Annotated in this window: 17 protein-coding genes and 1 pseudogene; 10 read left to right on the top strand and 8 right to left on the bottom strand. The window is 59.4% G+C overall.

Annotation, left to right across the window (positions count from 1 at the left end):
• Positions 1–61: 61 nt before the first annotated feature.
• Entirely contained in the window at positions 62–493 is a 432-nt protein-coding gene (locus AK821_RS14285) for a thioredoxin family protein (protein WP_064390266.1), read from the bottom strand.
• A 249-nt stretch (positions 494–742) separates the two neighbouring features.
• Between AK821_RS14285 and AK821_RS14280 the strand changes: the two are divergent.
• From AK821_RS14280 to AK821_RS14240, 9 genes and pseudogenes are all read left to right on the top strand, one after another.
• A pseudogene (locus tag AK821_RS14280) lies at positions 743–993 on the top strand (type II toxin-antitoxin system Phd/YefM family antitoxin).
• Between the two features lie 380 nt (positions 994–1,373).
• A complete protein-coding gene (locus AK821_RS14275; protein ID WP_064390265.1) occupies positions 1,374–2,222 on the top strand; it encodes a transporter substrate-binding domain-containing protein in 849 nt (282 codons plus the stop codon).
• A gap of 51 nt (positions 2,223–2,273) precedes the next feature.
• Positions 2,274–2,936, top strand: a complete 663-nt coding sequence (locus tag AK821_RS14270) for an amino acid ABC transporter permease (protein ID WP_003225455.1) — start codon at positions 2,274–2,276, stop codon at positions 2,934–2,936.
• Between the two features lie 9 nt (positions 2,937–2,945).
• Positions 2,946–3,608 carry an amino acid ABC transporter permease gene (locus AK821_RS14265; protein WP_008078016.1) on the top strand — a complete coding sequence of 221 codons (663 nt, stop codon included), beginning with the start codon at positions 2,946–2,948 and terminating at the stop codon, positions 3,606–3,608.
• Complete coding sequence (locus AK821_RS14260) at positions 3,605–4,402, top strand: amino acid ABC transporter ATP-binding protein (protein WP_064390264.1); 798 nt, start codon at positions 3,605–3,607, stop codon at positions 4,400–4,402. The genes AK821_RS14265 and AK821_RS14260 overlap by 4 nt, the downstream gene beginning before the upstream one ends.
• A 30-nt stretch (positions 4,403–4,432) precedes the next feature.
• Complete coding sequence (locus tag AK821_RS14255) at positions 4,433–4,822, top strand: RidA family protein (RefSeq protein ID WP_064390263.1); 390 nt, start codon at positions 4,433–4,435, stop codon at positions 4,820–4,822.
• Between the two features lie 157 nt (positions 4,823–4,979).
• Positions 4,980–5,744, top strand: coding sequence for an IclR family transcriptional regulator (locus AK821_RS14250; protein ID WP_064390262.1), 765 nt, complete (start codon positions 4,980–4,982; stop codon positions 5,742–5,744).
• Positions 5,745–5,786: 42 nt separating this feature from the next.
• Positions 5,787–7,001: an amino acid deaminase gene (locus tag AK821_RS14245; protein WP_064390261.1), complete on the top strand. Its 1,215-nt coding sequence runs from the start codon at positions 5,787–5,789 to the stop codon at positions 6,999–7,001.
• Positions 7,002–7,158: 157 nt separating this feature from the next.
• Positions 7,159–8,094 carry a sugar kinase gene (locus tag AK821_RS14240; protein ID WP_064390260.1) on the top strand — a complete coding sequence of 312 codons (936 nt, stop codon included), beginning with the start codon at positions 7,159–7,161 and terminating at the stop codon, positions 8,092–8,094.
• Positions 8,095–8,194: 100 nt separating this feature from the next.
• Here the strand turns inward: AK821_RS14240 and AK821_RS14235 are convergent, their stop codons facing one another.
• Together AK821_RS14235 and AK821_RS14230 are read right to left on the bottom strand one after the other, a co-directional pair.
• On the bottom strand, positions 8,195–8,470 hold the full coding sequence (locus AK821_RS14235; protein ID WP_007912322.1) for a peptidylprolyl isomerase: 276 nt from the start codon (positions 8,468–8,470) through the stop codon (positions 8,195–8,197).
• Positions 8,471–8,521: 51 nt separating this feature from the next.
• Positions 8,522–11,059, bottom strand: a complete 2,538-nt coding sequence (locus tag AK821_RS14230) for a PAS domain-containing hybrid sensor histidine kinase/response regulator (RefSeq protein WP_064390259.1) — start codon at positions 11,057–11,059, stop codon at positions 8,522–8,524.
• 131 nt (positions 11,060–11,190) lie between these two features.
• Between AK821_RS14230 and AK821_RS14225 the strand changes: the two genes are divergently transcribed.
• Entirely contained in the window at positions 11,191–12,297 is a 1,107-nt protein-coding gene (locus AK821_RS14225) for a PilT/PilU family type 4a pilus ATPase (RefSeq protein ID WP_064390258.1), read from the top strand.
• 6 nt (positions 12,298–12,303) lie between these two features.
• Here the strand turns inward: AK821_RS14225 and AK821_RS14220 are convergent, their stop codons facing one another.
• From AK821_RS14220 to AK821_RS14200, 5 genes are all read right to left on the bottom strand, one after another.
• A complete protein-coding gene (locus AK821_RS14220) occupies positions 12,304–14,259 on the bottom strand; it encodes an acetoacetate--CoA ligase (RefSeq protein ID WP_064390257.1) in 1,956 nt (651 codons plus the stop codon).
• A 137-nt stretch (positions 14,260–14,396) separates the two neighbouring features.
• Entirely contained in the window at positions 14,397–15,170 is a 774-nt protein-coding gene (gene hbdH / locus AK821_RS14215) for a 3-hydroxybutyrate dehydrogenase (RefSeq protein WP_064390256.1), read from the bottom strand.
• A gap of 7 nt (positions 15,171–15,177) precedes the next feature.
• Complete coding sequence (locus tag AK821_RS14210) at positions 15,178–16,569, bottom strand: GntP family permease (RefSeq protein WP_064390255.1); 1,392 nt, start codon at positions 16,567–16,569, stop codon at positions 15,178–15,180.
• A gap of 285 nt (positions 16,570–16,854) precedes the next feature.
• The gene (locus AK821_RS14205) at positions 16,855–18,270 is read right to left on the bottom strand and encodes a sigma-54 interaction domain-containing protein (protein ID WP_064390254.1); all 1,416 of its coding nucleotides are present in this window, start codon (positions 18,268–18,270) and stop codon (positions 16,855–16,857) included.
• 163 nt (positions 18,271–18,433) lie between these two features.
• Positions 18,434–20,014 (bottom strand): ABC transporter ATP-binding protein, encoded by a 1,581-nt coding sequence (locus AK821_RS14200; RefSeq protein WP_064390253.1) that lies wholly within the window; start codon positions 20,012–20,014, stop codon positions 18,434–18,436.

The raw sequence follows: 20,014 nt of genomic DNA, 5'->3' as shown, positions 1-20,014 counted from the left end.
GTTTGTTACCGATGATTCAGGAAGAAAGTGCCATCAGTTGATGGCTTTTTGGATGGAAACTTCAGGAAAAGTCCCATCGGCTTGCGCGTGGGATCGTACAGAGGGTGCGCAGGGTCTGCCGAAGCCAGGTCAGATCATGCGAGGGTTTGCGGGGGGCGGAGGGGGCTTTGGTCCTGCCGATATGCTCGGCGAAAACCCGTGCAAGCGTTTCTTCGGTGCCGATGCCTTTGAGCTTTTTCACCAGCCTGCCATTCTTGTAGAACAGCACTGTCGGCGTGCCGGTCACTTGCGGATGGCGGGGCGACTCGCTGGTGTTGAGCATATAAATGTCGGCGCGCTGCCGGTACGGCTCGGCTGTCTGACGAAAGATCGGCCCGGCCCATTCGCAGGCCGGGCAGTGTTCGTTGGCGAAATAAAGAATCACTGGGCGCCAGGTTTTCAGGGCTTTGCAATAAACCGGAGCCAGATCGGTATTCGATGCGATGGCTTTCATTGAAATCTCCTTTTCAATGACCTTGTAGGTTCAATGACGTTAAAGGAGAGGGGGCAAGAAGGTCTACTGTCAGAAATTACAGGTGCGCGTAAAAACCGTGAGTTTTTTCCTACGAATTTACGAGAGCTACCCGACGAGCAAGACAGAAACGTCGGAAAAGAACGCATGATATCTTCAGTCGCATTGGAGTCATGACTCGTTTGGAGTGCTATTTTGGGTGCCACTCAAAGCCCCTTAAGGAGTACCGTCATGGCACACATCATTCTTTCTCACGTAGTTGCGAGTATTTCCGAATTGAAAAAAAACCCGATGGGAACCGTCGCCGCTGGGGGGGGGGGCAGTCAGTCGCGATTCTCAACCGAAATGAGCCAGCGTTTTACTGTGTACCCGCCAAAGAGTACGAGACGATGATGGCGCGCCTGGAGGACCTGGAGTTGATAGCGCTCTGCAAGGAGCGGGAAAATGACCCGACTATCAAGGTCTCGATAGATGACTTATGAGCTGGAGTGTCAAGGATGAAATCTTGATCGTCACCGTGATAGCTGTCGGTAAACGGGAACGGGGCGATGGTTATAAAGAAGCCGCCAAACGCTGAATTGCTTTTAAAAGCTGAATCCATGTCTCAGGGTTTGCACCGAACCGGATCACCCAAGCCCCAAATGGGAACCTCCTACTCGCGGTGTGTAGCCCACAGTAGCGCGTTCAATCCAAGTTGCGTCTCGCGATAACTTCCCTGCTTGCTGCATCCCATTGATTCCAGAAACATTTCAATCCATTGCAGATTCTGACTGAATCCTGTGGCACACTTTCTGCTGTCTATTCCGTAGTAACAAACCGTGTTCCGGTATAGCGGAATAAACACAAATCTGGAGTGCTTGCCATGCATCGCCGTCCTTCGTTGTTCAAAGCGTGTGTTTTTGTTTTCGCGGCTTCGTCCGCTGTCATGGGTATGGCCCAGGCAGCCGACGGCAAGCTCGACAGTGTTCTGGCCCGGGGGAAATTGATTGTCGGCACCGGCAGCACCAATGCGCCGTGGCATTTCCAGGGCGCGGACGGCAAGTTGCAGGGTTTTGATATCGACATTGCGCGGATCGTCGCCAAAGGTCTGTTCAACGATCCGAGCAAGGTCGAGTTCGTGGTGCAGTCGTCCGATGCGCGGATTCCCAATCTGCTGACCGACAAGGTCGACATGAGCTGCCAGTTCATCACCGTCACCGCCAGTCGTGCGCAGCAAGTCGCATTCACGCTGCCGTACTACCGCGAAGGCGTCGGCCTGTTACTGCCGAACAACAGCAAGTACAAGGAAATCGAAGACCTGCAAGCCGCCGGCGACAGCGTCACCGTGGCGGTGCTGCAGAACGTCTACGCCGAAGAACTGGTGCACCAGGCACTGCCCAAAGCCAAGGTCGATCAGTACGACAGCGTCGACTTGATGTATCAGGCGGTGAACTCCGGCCGCGCCGATGCCGCCGCCACCGACCAGTCCTCGGTCAAATACCTGATGGTGCAGAACCCTGGCCGCTACCGCAGTCCGACCTATGCCTGGAGCCCGCAAACCTACGCGTGTGCGGTTAAACGCGGCGATCAGGATTGGTTGAATTTCGTCAACACCGCGTTGCATGAGGCCATGACCGGTGTTGAATTCCCGACTTACGCGGCGTCGTTCAAGCAATGGTTCGGCGTAGATCTGCCGTCGCCCGCCATCGGTTTCCCAGTCGAATTCAAATGATCCCGTGAGAGTGGGGCGATTCACGTCGCCCCGCTCAAGGTACTGCTGACCATGAACTATCAGTTGAACTTTGCCGCCGTGTGGCGCGATTTCGACACCTTGCTGGCGGGGCTCGGTCTGGGCCTCGAACTGGCACTGGTGTCGATCGCCATCGGCTGCGTGATCGGCCTGCTGATGGCGTTTGCGCTGCTGTCAAAGCATCGCGCCCTGCGGGTGCTGGCTTCGGTGTACGTCACGGTGGTGCGTAACACGCCGATTCTGGTGTTGATTCTGTTGATCTACTTTGCACTGCCGAGCCTTGGGATCCGTCTGGACAAGATCCCTTCGTTCATCATTACGTTGTCGCTGTATGCCGGCGCATATCTGACTGAAGTGTTCCGCGGCGGTTTGCTGAGCATTCCCAAAGGGCAGCGCGAAGCCGGACTGGCGATCGGTCTTGGCGAGTGGCAGGTCAAGGCCTATGTCACCGTGCCGGTGATGCTGCGCAATGTTTTACCGGCGTTGTCGAACAACTTCATCTCGCTGTTCAAGGACACCTCGCTGGCCGCCGCGATTGCGGTGCCGGAGCTGACCTATTACGCGCGCAAGATCAACGTCGAAAGCTACCGGGTGATTGAAACCTGGCTGGTGACCACGGCGTTGTATGTCGCGGCCTGTTACCTCATTGCCATGCTGCTGCGATACCTGGAGCAGCGTTTGGCAATCCGCCGATAGGAGGCTGCGATGTACGAATCTCCCAGTTGGTTACATGAATTGTGGGTCGCCCGTGAACCGCTTTGGCAGGGTTTCCTGACCAGTGTGCAAGTGTCGGCGCTGGCAATTCTGCTCGGCACGATGCTCGGCGTGGTCGCCGGTCTGGTGCTGACCTACGGCAAGTTCTGGATGCGCGCGCCGTTTCGTTTTTACGTCGATCTGATTCGTGGCACGCCGGTGTTTGTGCTGGTGCTGGCCTGCTTCTATATGGCGCCGGCGCTCGGCTGGCAGATCAGCGCGTTCCAGGCCGGCGCCTTGGGCCTGACGCTGTTTTGTGGCTCGCACGTCGCCGAAATTGTCCGTGGCGCGCTGCAAGCCTTGCCCCGCGGACAGATGGAAGCGAGCCAGGCCATCGGCCTGACGTTCTACCAATCCCTCGGCTACGTGTTGTTGCCTCAGGCACTGCGGCAGATCCTGCCGACCTGGGTCAACTCATCCACCGAAATCGTCAAGGCCTCGACCTTGCTCTCAGTGATCGGCGTCGCCGAATTGCTCCTCAGCACCCAACAGATCATCGCCCGAAACTTCATGACCCTGGAGTTTTACCTGTTCGCCGGTTTTCTGTTCTTCGTCATCAACTACGGCATCGAATTACTCGGCCGGCACATTGAAAAGCGGGTGGCCTTGCCATGACTGAAGCTCAAGTTTCCAACGTTCAAAACGGCCAGCCGCTGCTGGACATCCGTGGTTTGCACAAGCAGTACGGTGCGGTCGAAGTCCTTAAGGGGGTCGACTTGAGCATGCAGCGCGGCAACGTGGTCACGCTGATCGGCTCCAGCGGTTCGGGTAAAACCACGCTGCTGCGCTGCGTGAACATGCTCGAAGAGTTTCAGGGCGGGCAGATCCTGCTCGACGGCGAATCGATCGGCTATGACGAAACCAACGGCAAACGCATCAGGCACGCTGAAAAAGTGATTGCCCGCCATCGCGCAATGACCGGCATGGCGTTCCAGCAATTCAATCTGTTCCCGCATCTGACCGCGTTGCAAAACGTCACCCTGGGCCTGCTCAAGGTGAAGAAGATGCACAAGGACGAAGCCGTAGTGCTGGCCGAAAAATGGCTGGAGCGCGTCGGTTTACTGGAGCGGCGCAATCACTTCCCCGGCCAGTTGTCCGGTGGTCAGCAGCAGCGCGTGGCGATTGCCCGTGCTATCGCGATGAACCCGAGCCTGATGCTGTTCGACGAAGTGACTTCAGCCCGCGACCCGGAGCTGGTCGGCGAAGTACTCAACGTGATCAAGGGCCTGGCCGAGGACGGCATGACCATGCTGCTGGTGACCCACGAGATGCGTTTTGCGTTTGAGGTCTCGGACAAGATCGTTTTCATGAATCAGGGGCGAATCGAAGAGCAGGGGCCTCCCAAGGAGCTGTTCGAACGCCCGCAATCACCGCGTCTGGCTGAGTTTCTGAAAAGCACGCGGTTTTAATCTTTCGTTTTGTAATCAGGAGAAATACCCATGAGCATTACTCGTTACGGCACCGGCAGCACCGCCGCTGGCGGCCAGCCACGCCCATTCGCGCGCGCTGTTGAGGCGGATGGCTGGCTGCATGTGTCCGGACAGGTGCCGGCGGTGGATGGCGAGATCATTGTTGGTGGCATTGTCGAGCAGACCCACCAGACCATGACGAACCTGATCGCGATTCTTGAAGAGGCCGGTTATGGCCTGGAAGACGTAGTACGCGCCGGGGTGTGGCTGGACGATCCGCGTGATTTCAGCAGCTTCAACAAGGTTTTCGGCGAGTACTTCAAGCCCGAACATGCACCGGCGCGGGCCTGTGTGCAGGCGAGCATGATGGTCGACTGCAAGGTCGAGATTGATTGCATTGCGTACAAGAAGAAACCCTGACCAATACGCGGATCGTTCCTACGCTCTGCGTGGGAATGCCTCTCGGAACGCTCCGCGTTCCAAGGGACGCAGAGCGTCCCGGGCTGCATTCCCACGCGGAGCATGGGAACGATCATTAGCGGTAAACTCCCGGCGACTTTGAATGGGAACCACTGAAATGACCGAAGACACCATCAAGCGCAGGGCCCGCGGTCTGGACCGGGCGTTCGATATCCTCGATTTCCTCAAGGAAGTCGGCCAGCCGCTGCGCCCGAACGACATCGCCAACGGCATCGGCAGCCCGAAATCCACGGTCTACGAACTGGTCGCTTCGCTGCTGGAACGACGGATTCTCGAGCCGGTGGGCAAGGACGGTCATGTCTATCTGGGACGGCAACTGTACTTTCTCGGTCAAGCGCATTTGCGCCATTTCGACCTCAGTCGCGAGGCTGATCACGCCCTGCAGGAGATCGTCAGCCAGACCCGTGAAACCGCGCAGATGTGCTTGCTCAACGGGCGCAAATACACGGTGGCGTTGATGAAGGAGGGCGAGCGGCATTTCCGCATTGCCTCCGACATCGGCGAAAACGCGCCGATCCCGTGGACGGCTTCCGGACGCCTGCTGCTCGCGCACTTGAGTGATCAACAGATCATCGACCTGATCGACGAAGACGACTACATCCTGCCCGATGGCGAGCGTTTGCCTCTGGAACGTTTTCTCGCGGAAATCCGGCAGGCGGGTATCGATGGATTTTTCTCCTTCGACAGCGTCGCCGACACCTTCACCCATTGCTTCGCCGCGCCGGTCAAAGACCGCAATGGCATCGCGATTTGTACCTTGTGCATCGTCGCTCCACGGGCCGATGCGAAGAACAATTACAACGACTATCGCCGGGTTCTGATCGAGAGCGCCAACAGCCTCGCCCGGCGTATCAACGAATAACCGCGGCTGCCTGCGGCCGCGTAAAAAGTGAGGAGTTCGACCATGACGACTGCCATCAATACTGCTGTGGAAAAGGGCGACGCGGCCATTGGCGCGCACCTGACGCGTGACGTCAGCCTGCCAGCGCTGGTGCTGCATCGCGAGGCGCTGGAGCACAACATTCGCTGGATGCAGAAGTTCGTCAGCGACAGCGGCGCGCAACTTGCGCCTCATGGCAAAACCAGCATGACCCCGGCACTGTTCAAGCGTCAGCTCGACGCCGGCGCGTGGGGCATCACCCTCGCCAGCGCGACCCAGACTCGTGCCGCTTACGCCCATGGCGTACGCCGCGTGCTGATGGCCAACCAATTGGTCGGCACGCCGAACATGGCACTGATTGCCGATCTGCTCGTCGATTCCGCGTTCGATTTCCATTGCATGGTCGATCACCCGGACAACGTCGCCGATCTCGGCGCTTACTTCGCCTCGCGTGGAGTGAAGCTCAACGTGATGATCGAATACGGCGTCGTTGGCGGACGTTGCGGTTGCCGCAGCGAGCAGGAAGTCATCGAACTGGCCAAGGCGATCAACGCCCAACCGGCGCTGGCCCTGACCGGCATCGAGGGCTACGAAGGGGTGATTCACGGCGATCACGCAGTCAGTGGCATTCGGCAGTTTGCCGCGTCGCTGGTGCGTCTGGCGGTGCAGTTGCAGGACAGCGGCGCGTTCGCGATCGCCAAGCCGATCATCACCGCTTCGGGCTCGGCGTGGTACGACCTGATTGCCGAATCGTTCGAAACGCAGAACGCGGCAGGGCGTTTCCTAAGCGTGTTGCGTCCGGGCAGTTATGTGGCGCATGACCATGGGATCTATAAGGAGGCGCAGTGCTGCGTGCTCGACCGTCGCAGTGATTTGCACGAAGGTTTGCGCCCGGCGCTGGAAGTCTGGGCGCATGTGCAGTCGCTGCCGGAACCAGGTTTTGCAGTGATTGCACTGGGCAAGCGTGACGTCGCGTTTGACGCCGGTTTGCCGGTGCCGTTGTTGCGTTACAAGACGGGCGTCGTGCCAGCCGTGGGCGATGATGTCAGTGCCTGCAAGGTCACGGCGGTGATGGATCAGCACGCGTTCATGACGGTGGCGCCGGGCGTTGAATTACGTGTGGGTGACATCATTTCCTTTGGTACGTCGCATCCGTGCCTGACGTTCGACAAGTGGCGTGTGGGGTTGTTGGTGGATGAGCAGTTGTCGGTGATCGAAAGCATGGAGACTTGTTTCTAAGGCTCGAGACCGAGTCGAGGCCAATCGCTGGCAAGCCAGCTCCCACAGGGTTCAGTGTTGATTAAAAAATTTGTGAGCGACATGAATCCTTGTGGGAGCTGGCTTGCCAGCGATGAGGCCCGCCCAGACATCCGCGCATCAACGGAGACAGCACAAGATGAACACCCTGAGCCCCTTGGGCCCGAACACCCCGCGCATCGCCCTGATCGGCGAATGCATGATCGAACTGCAGCAACGCGCCGACGGCAGCCTGCAGCAAAGCTTCGGCGGCGACACGCTCAACACAGCGGTGTACTTGTCCCGCGCAATGGGCGACAAGGCCCGGGTCGACTACGTCACCGCGCTGGGCGACGACAGCTTCAGCGATGCCATGTGCCAGATCTGGACCAGCGAAGGTATCGGCCTCGATCTGGTTCAACGCCTGCCGGGTCGCTTGCCGGGCCTGTATTGCATCCAGACCGACGCCAACGGCGAGCGTCGTTTCCTTTACTGGCGCAACGAAGCGGCAGTGCGCGATTGTTTCACCACCCCGGCAGCCGAACCGATTCTGGCGGCGTTGCCGGATTACGACGTGTTGTATTTCAGTGGTATCACCCTGGCGGTGCTCGGTACGAAGGGCCGTGAGCGATTGATCCAGAGCCTGATCGAAGCGCGTCAGCGCGATGCGCGGATTGTCTTCGACAACAACTACCGCCCGCGCTTGTGGGCTTCGGTGGACGAGGCGCGCGAGGCCTATCGCAGCGTATTGCCGTACGTTGATCTGGCATTGTTGACGGTGGATGACGAACAGGCACTGTTTGGTTTTGCCGATTGCGATGCGGTGTTTGATGCTTACGCGCAGTTCGGCACCCCGGAAGTGGTGCTCAAGCGCGGCGCTGAAGCCTGTTTGATTCGCTGTGATGGCGAGGCATTTGAAGTGCCGGCGCAGAAGGTCGAGAAAGTCGTGGACACCACGGCGGCGGGGGATTCGTTCAGTGCGGCGTATCTGGCTAGTCGACTGCTCGGCGGGAGTACGGAAGAGGCTGCCGAGGCGGGGCATCAGTTGGCCAGCCGGGTGATTCAGGTGCCCGGGGCATTGATTCCCAGAACCTGAATGCAATCCCTGTAGGAGCTGCCGAAGGCTGCGATCTTAAAAACCAGATCAAAAGATCGCAGCCTCGTTTCACTCGACAGCTCCTACAGGAAAGCGATATTTAATCCCGGTAAAACACCTGCACCAGGTGATAGCCGAACTTGCTCTTGATTGGCCCATGCACCGTACGCAGTGGTTTTTTGAAGATCACCGCGTCAATCGCGCCGACCATCTGCCCAGGCCGCACTTCACCCAGATCGCCGCCGCGCTTGCCGGACGGGCAGGTCGAAAATTTCTTGGCCAGTACATCGAACGCTTCACCTTTGGCGATGCGTTGCTTGAGCTGTTCGGCCTCTTCGGCGGTTTTTACCAGAATGTGGCGGGCTTGGGCTTTCATCTTGCGATCCCTGATAACGGGGTGACGGCGGGGCGCGGATTATGCCTCAAGTCACGGATTTTGACTGATCATCGTGCGGATCTTGTTCGCCAGCAGCTCAATGGCAAAGGGTTTGGCGACCATGTCCATACCGTCTTCGAGAAACCCTTGCCGCTCGGCGGCCTTTTGCGCGTAACCGGTCATGAACAATATTTTCAGCCCTGGGCGATGCTGGCGGGCGATCTCCGCCAGTTGCCGGCCGTTCATGCCAGGCAGGCCGACATCCGTGACCAGCAGGTCGACCCGCAGATCAGACTCCAACAGCGGCAAAGCGGTTTTCGCATCTTCGGCCTCAAAGGCCTGATAACCCAGCTCGCGCAGCAGGTCGAGCACCAGCATGCGCACCGCCGGATCGTCCTCGACCACCACCACGGTTTCGCCGGTTGCAGCCGGCGCCGGCTGCTGGATCGGCGCACTGGCCGGGCGTTCCAGCTCCAAGCCCTGCAGGCGTGGCAAGTACAGGCGCACACATGTGCCTTGCCCCGGGAGGCTGTCGAGGCTCACATGCCCGCCCGATTGCTGAGCGAACCCGTAAATCATCGACAGCCCAAGCCCGGTACCCTGACCAATCGGTTTGGTAGTGAAGAACGGATCGAACGCCTTGGACCTGACCGACGCCGTCATGCCCGAACCGTTATCGCTGACCGCGAGCATCAGGTAATCACCGGCCTTGACCGGCTCCAGCGTGGTGATGTCGCTGCCATCGAGGTAGACGTTGGCGGTTTCGATCAGCAACTCGCCGCCGTCAGGCATTGCATCGCGCGCATTGATCACCAGGTTGAGCAGGGCGTTTTCCAGTTGGCTGACGTCGGTGCTGACGGGCCAGAGGTCATCGGCCAGCTGCAACTTGAGTTCGATCGGATCACCTTTGGTCCGGCGGATCAGATCTTCCAGGGAATGAATCAGCTCATTGACGTTGAGCTGCTTGCGATCCAGTGACTGGCGTCGCGAAAACGCCAGCAGACGATGGGTCAAGGCTGCTGCACGATTGGCCGAGGAGACTGCTGCTTCGGTAAAACGCCCGATCTCGTTGGCGCGGCCATCGGCAATATAGCGCTGCATCAAATCGAGGCTGCCGATGATTCCGGTGAGCATGTTGTTGAAGTCATGGGCAATGCCGCCGGTGAGCTGACCGACCGCTTCCATTTTTTGCGCATGGCGCAACGCATCCTCGGCACGCTCGCGTTCGAACATTTCGTTCTGCAGACGCTGGTTGGCCTGCGCCAGTTGTTCGGTGCGGGCGCTGACCCGCTCCTCGAGCGTTTCATTGAGGTTGCGCAGGGCTTCTTCGGTTTTCTTGCGCTCGGTTTCATCGATCACGAAAATGTAGAAACCGTTGACCGCGCCGTCCGCACCGTGACGAGGCAAGTAGTTCATCAAGGCGTGGCGGTTGCTGCCGTCGCGGTGCGTGGTGTACAGGCTGAAGGAACAAGACCTGCCAGCCAGTGCTTCGGCAATGTACGGCGCGCGCAGGAAGTAGGCTTCCTCGCCGATAACGTCGCGAATGGTTCGACCATAGAGTTCTTGCGGGGTCAGGCCATACCAGTCCAGATACGCCGCGTTGTTGAGCCTGAAACGTTCTTCGCGATCGACATAGCTGATCAGGATCGGCATGGCGTTGATGATCAGCTGCAATTCCGTCTGGCTCTGGCGCAACGCCTGCTCGGTGTGTTTGCGCTCAGTCAGGTCCAGCGCGGCGCCGAGAAAACGCACTGGCCGACCGTGATGGTCCTTGTAGCAGCGGCCCCGGGCAAACACCCAGCGCAACTCGCCATCGGGCTGCAACAGGCGATATTCCTCGGCGTACTCGGTGCCGTGGGTGATGCAGTGCTTGATGCTGCGCGCGATCATGGCGCGGTCTTCAGGGTGCACGCCTTGCAGGTAAGCGCTGATCGGCAGCTGATCGGCTCGGGCCGGATCGACGCCGTGCAACTGCGCAAAGTGGCTGTCAGCAATGAAGCGGTCTTCGCCGATGTCCCAATCCCAGGTGCCGACAGCGTCAGTGGCGGCCAGCGCCAATTGCAGACGTTCCTCGGATTCGCGCTGGGCCTTGAGGCTTTCTTCCGAGCGTTGTTTGAGTTCGAGGGCGATCCGCCGCCGTTCATTGGTTTCGATGGCGGTGACCAGAATGCCGGCCACTTGCGCGGTTTCATCGCGGATCGGGCTGTAGGTCAAATCCAGCCAGAAGTCGGATTCCTGCCCTTCACGTTGCAGGGTAAAGCGTCGCTCGCTGTAGGTGCGCACCTGGCCTTGCAGGACGGCGCTGTAGATCGGGTCGGTAAAGTCTCGAAGTTCAGGCCATACCAGATGCGCCGGTTGTCCGAAAGCGTGCGGATGCTTGTTGCCGGCGAGCATGGCGAAGCCGTTGTTGTAGATCTGCGTGAGCTGCGGGCCCCAGAGCAACAGCATCGGCATCGGCGAGTGGAGCACGATGTCCACGGCGGTGCGCAGGCTTTGTGGCCAGGCACTGGCATCGCCCAGCGGGCTGCGGCTCCAATCGGTGCGGGCGATCAGCGCCTGAGCATCGTCGTGGGTGGGTACGGCATTCATCGCGTCAGTCCTGCGTGTCGTTCGTTAAGCGGCGTCTACTATTCTTCAGGGACGGTAGACGCTCAATGTACCGCTGCGTCACGGCAGCAGGGCATGTCTGAATATTGGAAGCTTCGCGGGTACTGGTGGCCATGGAAATCGATGCACTGTTAACACGTTTTGCCCGGGAGCACGGCTCGGACTTGTTCTTGTCTACGGGAGCGCCACCCAGTGCGCGTTTTCAGGGGGTGCTGACGGCGCTGAGTGCGCAGCCGTTCAGACCCGGCGAGGTCGCGACCATCGCCAATTCCCTGATGGACGCCGAACAGCGTCAGGAGTTCGACCGCGATCTGGAAATGAATCTGGCGATCTCGCGCGCCGGTATCGGACGTTTTCGGGTCAACCTGTTCAAACAACGCAATGAGGTGTCGATTGTAATCCGTAACGTCAAACTCGACATTCCACGTTTTGAAGACCTCAAGCTGCCGCCGGTGCTGCTCGAAGCGGTGATGCTCAAACAGGGGCTGATCCTGTTCGTCGGCGCCACCGATTCCGGTAAGTCGACGTCACTGGCGGCGTTGATCGATCATCGCAATCGTCACAGTAGCGGGCATATCGTGACCATTGAAGACCCGATCGAGTACATCCACCGGCACCAACGGTCGATCATCAATCAACGCGAAGTCGGTGTCGACACGCGCAGTTTTCATGCCGCACTGAAAAACACCCTGCGCCAGGCACCTGACGTGGTGCTGATCGGTGAAATCCGCGACCGCGACACCCTGGAACATGCGCTGGCATTTGCCGAAACCGGGCATCTGGTGCTGTCGACCCTGCACGCGAACAACGCCAATCAGGCGCTTGAGCGAATCATCAACCTGTTTGCCGAGGAGCGCCGGCCGCAGTTGCTGCATGCCTTGGGCAACAACCTCAAGGCCTTTGTTTCCCAGCGATTGGTGCGCACGCTGGACGGCCAGCGGCGGGCTGCGGTCGAGTTGCTGCTGGGGACGCCGACCATCGGCGACCTGATCCGGCGTAATCAGTTGGGCGAGCTCAAGGGCATCATGGAAAAATCCACCGAGCTGGGCATGCAGACGTTCGATGGCGCGCTGCACGCACTGGTGCTGGAAGGTGCAATCAGCGAAGACGAGGCGCTTAAGCATGCCGACTCGGTGAACAACCTGCGCCTGCGCTTGAAATTGCAGGCCGATGCTGCACCGGCGCCACCCACCTCGGGTGAGTGGGGCTTGATGGAATGAGCGGACTCAGTCGTCGAGTTCAGGGCGCTGGCGAAACTGCTCCAGCGCTTCGGGATTGGCCAGCGCGTCGGTGTTCTTGACCTTTTCGCCGTGCACCACATTACGCACGGCCAGTTCGACGACCTTGCCGCTGATCGTGCGTGGAATATCGCTGACCGCGACTATCTTCGCCGGCACATGCCGTGGTGTGGTATTGGCGCGGATCATTTGCCGAATCTGCTGTTGCAGAGGGTCGTCGAGTGTTACGCCGTCTGCCAGACGCACAAACAACACCACGCGCACGTCGTCTTGCCATCGCTGACCGATGGCGACGCTGTCGAGCACTTGCGGGACTTTGTCCACCTGACGATAGATTTCCGCGGTGCCGATACGTACGCCGCCGGGGTTGAGTACGGCATCCGAGCGGCCATGAATCATCATGCTGCCGTTGGGCAATTGTTCGGCGTAATCACCTTGCGCCCAGACGCCGGGAAACAGACTGAAATAGGATTGCTGCAGTTTGCTGCCATCCGGGTCATTCCACAGGCCGATCGGCATCGCCGGGAAATGCCGGGTACAGACCAGTTCACCTTTCTCGCCGGTCACCGGTTGACCGGCGTCGTTCCAGACTTCAACGGCCATGCCCAGGCTCTTGCCCATGATTTCGCCACGACGCACCGCTGACAGCGGATTGCCATTGACGAAGCACGAGACAATATCGGTGCCGCCGGACATCGACGCCAGGCACACGTCGGTTTTGAAGTCGCGGTAGACGAAGTCATAACTTTGCGGCGACAGCGCCGAGCCGGTGCACAGCAGGGTTTTCAGGCTGCGCAGATCATGGCTGTCGCGCGGTTTGCTGCCATCGCTTTGCAGGGGCGCGAGAAACTTTGGGCTGGTGCCGAACACGCTGATGCGTTCATCGTCGATCAGATCGAGCAACCGCTGATGATCCGGATAGAACGGCGAGCCGTCGTACAGGACTACTGCGCTGCCGACCGCGAGGGCCGATACCAGCCAGTTCCACATCATCCAGCCGCAGGGGGTGTAGTAGAACAAACGCTCGCCGGGGCCAAGATCACAATGCAGGCCATGTTCCTTGACGTGTTGCAGCAACACGCCGCCGGTGCTGTGCACAATGCATTTCGGCACGCCGGTGGTGCCACTGGAATACAGCACGTAGAGCGGATGATCGAACGCCACCGCGACGAAATCCGGATCGCCGCCGGGTTGATAAAAGTCATCCCAGAGCGTCACTTCGGCGCGTGTCCGGTAATCCGCGAGGCGCGCTTGCGGGCGTGCGTAGGGCACGACAATAAGCTGCTTCAGTGTTGGCAGCCGTTGGAGAATTTCATTGAGCTTGGTGGTTTGGTCGATCTCTTTACCGGCATAGCGATAGCCGGCGCAGGTGATCAGCACCTTCGGCTCGATCTGGCCGAAACGGTCGATGACGCCGTGCGTGCCGAAATCCGGCGAAGAGCACGACCAGATGGCGCCGAGGCTGGTGGTCGCAAGCATCGCCACCAGCGTCTGCCAGGTATTCGGCATGCACGCGGCCACCCGATCGCCGAGGCCGACGCCGCAAGCCTGCAAACTGGCCTGGAAGCCGGCGACATGCTCGGCCAGTTCGGCCCAGCTCAGTTGCTCGCGCTGGCCGTTTTCCGCCACTGCCACGACCGCCACGGCATCGTCACGGCGGCGCAGCAGGTGTTCAGCGAAGTTCAGGGTGGCACCGGGAAACCATTCGGCGCTGGGCATTTGTGCACCCTCACGCAGCACCGCATCAGGTTGAGTGTGAAAACGGATGTCGAAGAAATCGACGATGTCCTGCCAGAATTGTGGACGCTGCTCGATGCTCCATTGGTGCAGGGCAGGGTAGTCGTCGAGATTCAGCGCATGACGCTGATTGACCGCGCGCCGGAAGGTGTCCATGCGCGATTGGGCGATACGGTTGGCGTCGGGTTGCCAAAGGATGTCGGACATTGTTTGCCTCTTGTTTTAGCTTCAGATCCAGACACGGGCAGGCACACTCCACAGGTAGTCAGCAGATTCCAATTTCACCCTGCACCTGTGGGAGCGTGGCTGGCCCGCGATGAACGTTAACGCGGTCTTTCAACCGACTACTGCGCCAACCACCCACCATCAATATTCCACGCCGCGCCCCTTACCTGGCTACCCGCCTCACTGCACAGAAACAACACCAACTCGCCCAAATGCTGCGGTGTGACGAACTCCAGCGACGGCTGCTTTTCAGCGAGCAGGTCATGCTGCGCCTGTTGCGGATCGACACCCTTGGCGGCGCGATCATCGATCTGCTTCTGCACCAGCGGCGTCAACACCCAGCCCGGGCAGATTGCATTGCAGGTGACATTGCTGGTCGCGGTTTCCAGGCCAACCACTTTGGTCAAACCGATCACCCCGTGTTTGGCCGCGACATACGCAGCCTTGCCGGTTGAACCGACCTGACCGTGCACGGAGGCAATATTGATGATCCGCCCCCAACCTTTCGTGCGCATGCCCGGCAGGCTCAAGCGCGTGCTGTGAAATACTGACGACAGGTTGATCGCAATGATCGAATCCCACCGCTCGACCGGAAATTCCTCGACAGCGGCGACATGCTGGATGCCAGCGTTATTGACCAGAATGTCGACGCCGCCGAACTCACGCTCGGCGTAGGCGATCATCTCGGCGATCTGCGCCGGGTCGCTGACATCGGCCGGATGATGGCCAACCCGGCCGCCGAACTGGCCGACTTCGGCGATGACGCTCGTGGCATCACCAAAACCGTTGAGGATCAGGTTGGCCCCAGCCTTGGCCAGACTTAACGCAATACCCAGGCCGATGCCGCTGGTGGAGCCGGTAACCAGTGCGGTCTTGCCGGAAAGAGTGGTCATGAGTACCTCACACAATGCCAGTGGCGTAGAAAGTGCCGATCACGACGAAAACCGCAAGGGTCTTGATCAGCGTAATACAGAAAATGTCTTTATAGGCTTCGCGGTGGGTCAGGCCGGTGACCGCGAGCAGGGTGATCACCGCGCCGTTGTGCGGCAAGGTATCCATGCCTCCACTGGCCATCGCCGCTACACGGTGCAGCACTTCCAGTGGAATGTTCGCCGCGTGCGCGGCGCTGATGAACTGCTCGGACATCGCCGCCAGCGCGATACTCATGCCGCCCGACGCCGAACCGGTGATCCCTGCCAGTAACGTCACGGTGATGGCTTCGTTGACCAGCGGATTGGGAATCTGCTTGAGCCAGTCAGCCAAGACCAGAAAGCCCGGCAGCGAAGCGATTACAGCACCGAATCCGTATTCCGACGCAGTGTTCATCGCCGCCAGCAACGCGCCACTCACTGCGCTTTTGCTGCCCTCGGCGAGCTTGCTGCGAATCGCCTGAAAGCCGAACGCCAACACCATCAGAATGCCCACCAGCAAAGCCGCCTGCACCGCCCAGATTGCCGTCAGCTTGGCTATTTCGGTGGTAACCGGCGTAGCCATGCCCGGTAGCGCGAGGCTGTGGGTCTTGCCGTACCACTGCGGAATCCACTGGGTGAACAGCAGGTTCATGATGCCCACTGCCAGCAGCGGCGACAGCGCAATCCATGGGTTCGGCAGCTTCAGGTCTTCGGCTGTTTCCGGTTCGTTGCGCAGCTCGGTCCCGTAGCCTTCACCGGCGCGCTGCGCCTTGTTGCGCTGACGTTGCAGAAACAGCATGCCGGTGCAGAAGACGAAAATCGTGCCGATCACGCCCAGCCACGGCGCCGCCCAAGCGGTGGTATTGAAGAACGTGCTGGGGATGATGTTCTGGATCTGCGGGGTGCCGGGCAGGGCATCCATGGTGAACGAAAACGCCCCGAGGGCGATGGTCGCCGGGATCAGGCGTTTGGGGATATTGCTCTGGCGGAACATCTCGGCGGCAAACGGATACACCGCAAACACCACGACAAACAACGACACACCACCGTAGGTGAGCAGGGCGCAGACCAGTACGATCACCAGCATCGCCTGTTTGGTCCCGAGCAGACGAATGGCGGCAGCGACAATCGAGCGTGAGAAGCCCGACAGCTCAATGAGTTTGCCGAACACCGCACCGAGCAGGAATACCGGGAAATACAATTTGATGAAGCCGACCATTTTCTCCATGAACACCCCGGTAAAGGCTGGGGCGACGGCAGACGGATCGGTCAGCAGCACGGCGCCGAGGGCGGCGATCGGTGCAAAGAGAATAACGCTGTAGCCACGGTAGGCCGCGAGCATCAGCAGCGCGAGGGCTGCCAAGGCAATGATCACACTCATGGTGTGTCTCTCCAGAATTGTTATTTTTGTGGTTGATACGGGTGCAGGAGAGGCTAAAGCGAGATTTGTGCCATATATCTAAGTTATTGAAATATAAAGATATTAGGTGTTTTTGTGGGGCGTGTTTCAATGGGTTGTCTCCGTTTGGAGACTTTTTCGGCAGATCAAAAGATCGCAGCCTTCGGCAGCTTCTACACTGGAATGACTGAACCTCCGTAGGAGCTGCCGAAGGCTGCGATCTTTTGATCTTTAAATGGATAATCTCAAATCAGAGATCAAGTCTCGTTATTGAGACTCGGCAATCCCCAACGCAACCATTTTCTTATACAACGTCGACCGCCCAAGCCCCAACCTTGCCGCCGCTGCCGGCACTTTCCCCGCGCACTGCGCCAGCGTTGACTGGATCAACTGCCGATCAAAGCGCTCGCGAGCCTGCGCATAGGTTTCCACGGGCAGCGTTTCAATCGTAGGCGCAGAGCTGCGCTCAACCTGAGTCAACGTGCCGATGGCGGCGCGAATATCGCTCTCTGTCAGCATCAGGTCATCGCTAAGCAACGCCGCCCGTTCCAATACATTGCGCAGCTCGCGGATGTTTCCCGGCCAGGCATGCTGGCCGAGCAGTTGCAGCGCATCGTGGTGCAATTCGTGCTGGCTGCGCAGTTCTTCCAGAATCGCTTCGCTCAGTGCCGGCAGATCGTCAAGACGCTCGCGCAATGGCGGTACCTGGATCGGCAGTACGTTGAGGCGGTAATACAAGTCGGCGCGGAACTCGCCGCGTTTGATCGCCGCTTGCAGATCCGTCGACGTCGCGGCAATCACTCGCACATCGCTCTGGATCACCTCGTTGGAGCCGACCGGTTCAAACTCTTTTTCCTGCAGTACGCGCAGCAGCTTGCTTTGCAACGGCAGCGGCATGTCACCGATCTCGTCGAGAAACAGTGTGCCACCCTGGGCAATCTGCAGTTTACCGGTGCGGCCCTTGCGGTCGGCGCCGGTAAACGCGCCCGGTGCGGTGCCGAAAAATTCCGCTTCCAGCAATGCCTCGGGAATCGCCGCGCTGTTGATGCTGACGAACGCCTTGTGCGCCCGTGGCGAAGCACTGTGGATCGCTTGCGCGAGCAACTCCTTGCCGGTGCCGGTTTCACCGAGCAGCAATACCGGCGAATCGGCGCTGGCACTGCGTCGCGCACGACGTTTGACTTCAAGGCTGGCCGCGCTGGTGCCGATGAAGTGGGCGAAGTTGTATTTGGTCTGGCGGGCGCGCAGCAGCGAACGCGTCGAGGCCAGTTCTTCCTGCATGCTCAGGTAGCGCTTGAGCATCGGCGACAAGGTGCGTAATTCATCGAACAGGGCAAAACCGATGGCGCCGATGACGCTGCCAGCATCATCGTGGATCGGCAGACGCATCACCACCAGCGGCTCTTTCGGGGTGTCCTGCATGTCCAGCAGGATTGGTCGCCCGGTGCGCACCACTTCGCGCAGCAGGCTGCCGGGGATCACGCTTTCGCAGGGTTTGCCGATGGCTCCGGCAGCGGACTCGAGGCCAAAGCGACGGGCGTAACGCTCGTTCATCCAGACGATATTGGCATCACGATCGACAATCACCGTGCCTTCGCTCGATTGCTCGATGATCTCGAACAGCGAGCGGATCGCCAGGGTGCGCACCCGTTGGTAGTCCTTGAGGCTTTCGGTGGAGTTCATGTGCAGGCAGATCCGGAATTCGGGTTGTTAATGGCGGCCTCATCGCTGGCAAGCCAGCTCCCATAAGGTTCGCGATTGTTCACAGATGGGGTGCGCACCCGTGAAACCTGTGGGAGCGGGCTTGCCCGCGATGGCCGCGACTCGGTTTTACGCCTGGCGCCGATCATGCCTGGCGCGGATGTGCCGCCGCCAACAGCTCTCGGGTATACGGATGCTGTGGCGCATCGAACACCTCATGACTGGCACCGCGTTCGACCACTTGGCCATCCTTGATCACGATCATGTCGTGGGCGAGGGCGCGTACCACCGCCAGGTCATGACTGATGAACAGATACGTCAGGCCATGCTTTTCCTGAAGATCACGGAGCAGGGCGACCACTTGTTTCTGCACCGTGCGATCGAGTGCCGAAGTTGGTTCGTCGAGCAGGATCAGCGCCGGTTTCAGTACCAGCGCCCGAGCGATCGCAATGCGTTGTCGCTGACCGCCGGAAAACTCGTGTGGGTAGCGATGGCGGCTTTCGGGGTCGAGGCCGACTTCCTTGAGTACGCGGATCACTTGCTCATCACACTCATTGGCCGTTGACTCGCAATGCACCTCAAGCCCTTCGCTGATGATTTGCGCCACCGACATGCGCGGGCTGAGACTTCCGAACGGGTCCTGAAACACCACCTGCATCTGTCGCCGCCAAGGCCGCAGTTGCTTCTGGTCCAAACCATCGAGCGCGGTGCCCTGGAAACGGATACTGCCCTCGGAATCGAGCAGGCGCAGGATCGCCTGACCCAATGTCGATTTTCCCGAACCGGATTCACCGACGATGCCCAGAGTCTTGCCGCGCTGGATATTCAGGCTGATGCCGTCCACTGCACGCAGGTATTGCTTGCGCTGAAACAGCCCGCCACCGATGACAAACTCGACTTTAAGGTCTTCGACTTGCAGAACATTCTCACGCTCATCACGGGGCAACGCTTGGCCGTCGGGTTCGGCGTTGAGCAGCACGCAACTGTAAGGGTGTTTCGGCTCGGTAAACAGCGTTTCGCACGGTGCCTGCTCGACAATCTGCCCGGCCTTCATTACGCAGACGCGCTGAGCGATGCTGCGCACCAGATTGAGGTCGTGACTGATCAACAGCAGGGACATGCCCAAACGTTGTTGCAGGGATTTGAGCAGCAGCAGGATCTTGCGCTGCACCGTCACATCGAGTGCGGTGGTTGGCTCGTCGGCAATCAACAGTTCCGGTTCGCAGGCCAACGCCATGGCGATCATGACGCGTTGCCGTTGGCCGCCGGACAACTGATGCGGATAAGCCTTGAGCCGCTCCTCGGGTTTCTGGATGCCGACCAGGCCGAGCAATTCAAGGATGCGTAACCGTGCCGCCTTGCCGCCAAGGCCACGGTGGAGCAACAGGGTTTCGCCTATCTGTTTTTCGATGGTATGCAGCGGATTGAGCGAGGTCATCGGCTCTTGAAAGATCATCGCGATGCGGTTGCCGCGCAGTTCACGCAACACCTTCGGGTCGGCCCCCACCAGTTCCTGGCCACGATAACGAATGCTGCCAGTGGTTTGTGCATCGCCTTCAGGCAGTAGTTGCAGAATCGAATGCGCGGTCACCGATTTGCCCGAGCCTGATTCGCCGACCAGTGCCAGGCACTCGCCGGGACGAATATCCAGGCACAGGTCGCGCACCACGTTCTGGCCATGGAAAGCGACATTGAGGTTACGAATTTCAATCAGGTTGTCAGTCAT

This window comes from Pseudomonas sp. RIT-PI-r (assembly GCF_001297015.1).
GTDB lineage: Bacteria > Pseudomonadota > Gammaproteobacteria > Pseudomonadales > Pseudomonadaceae > Aquipseudomonas.
Note: the sequence above shows the minus strand (reverse complement) of the source record. Positions and strands in the feature narration are given on the sequence as shown.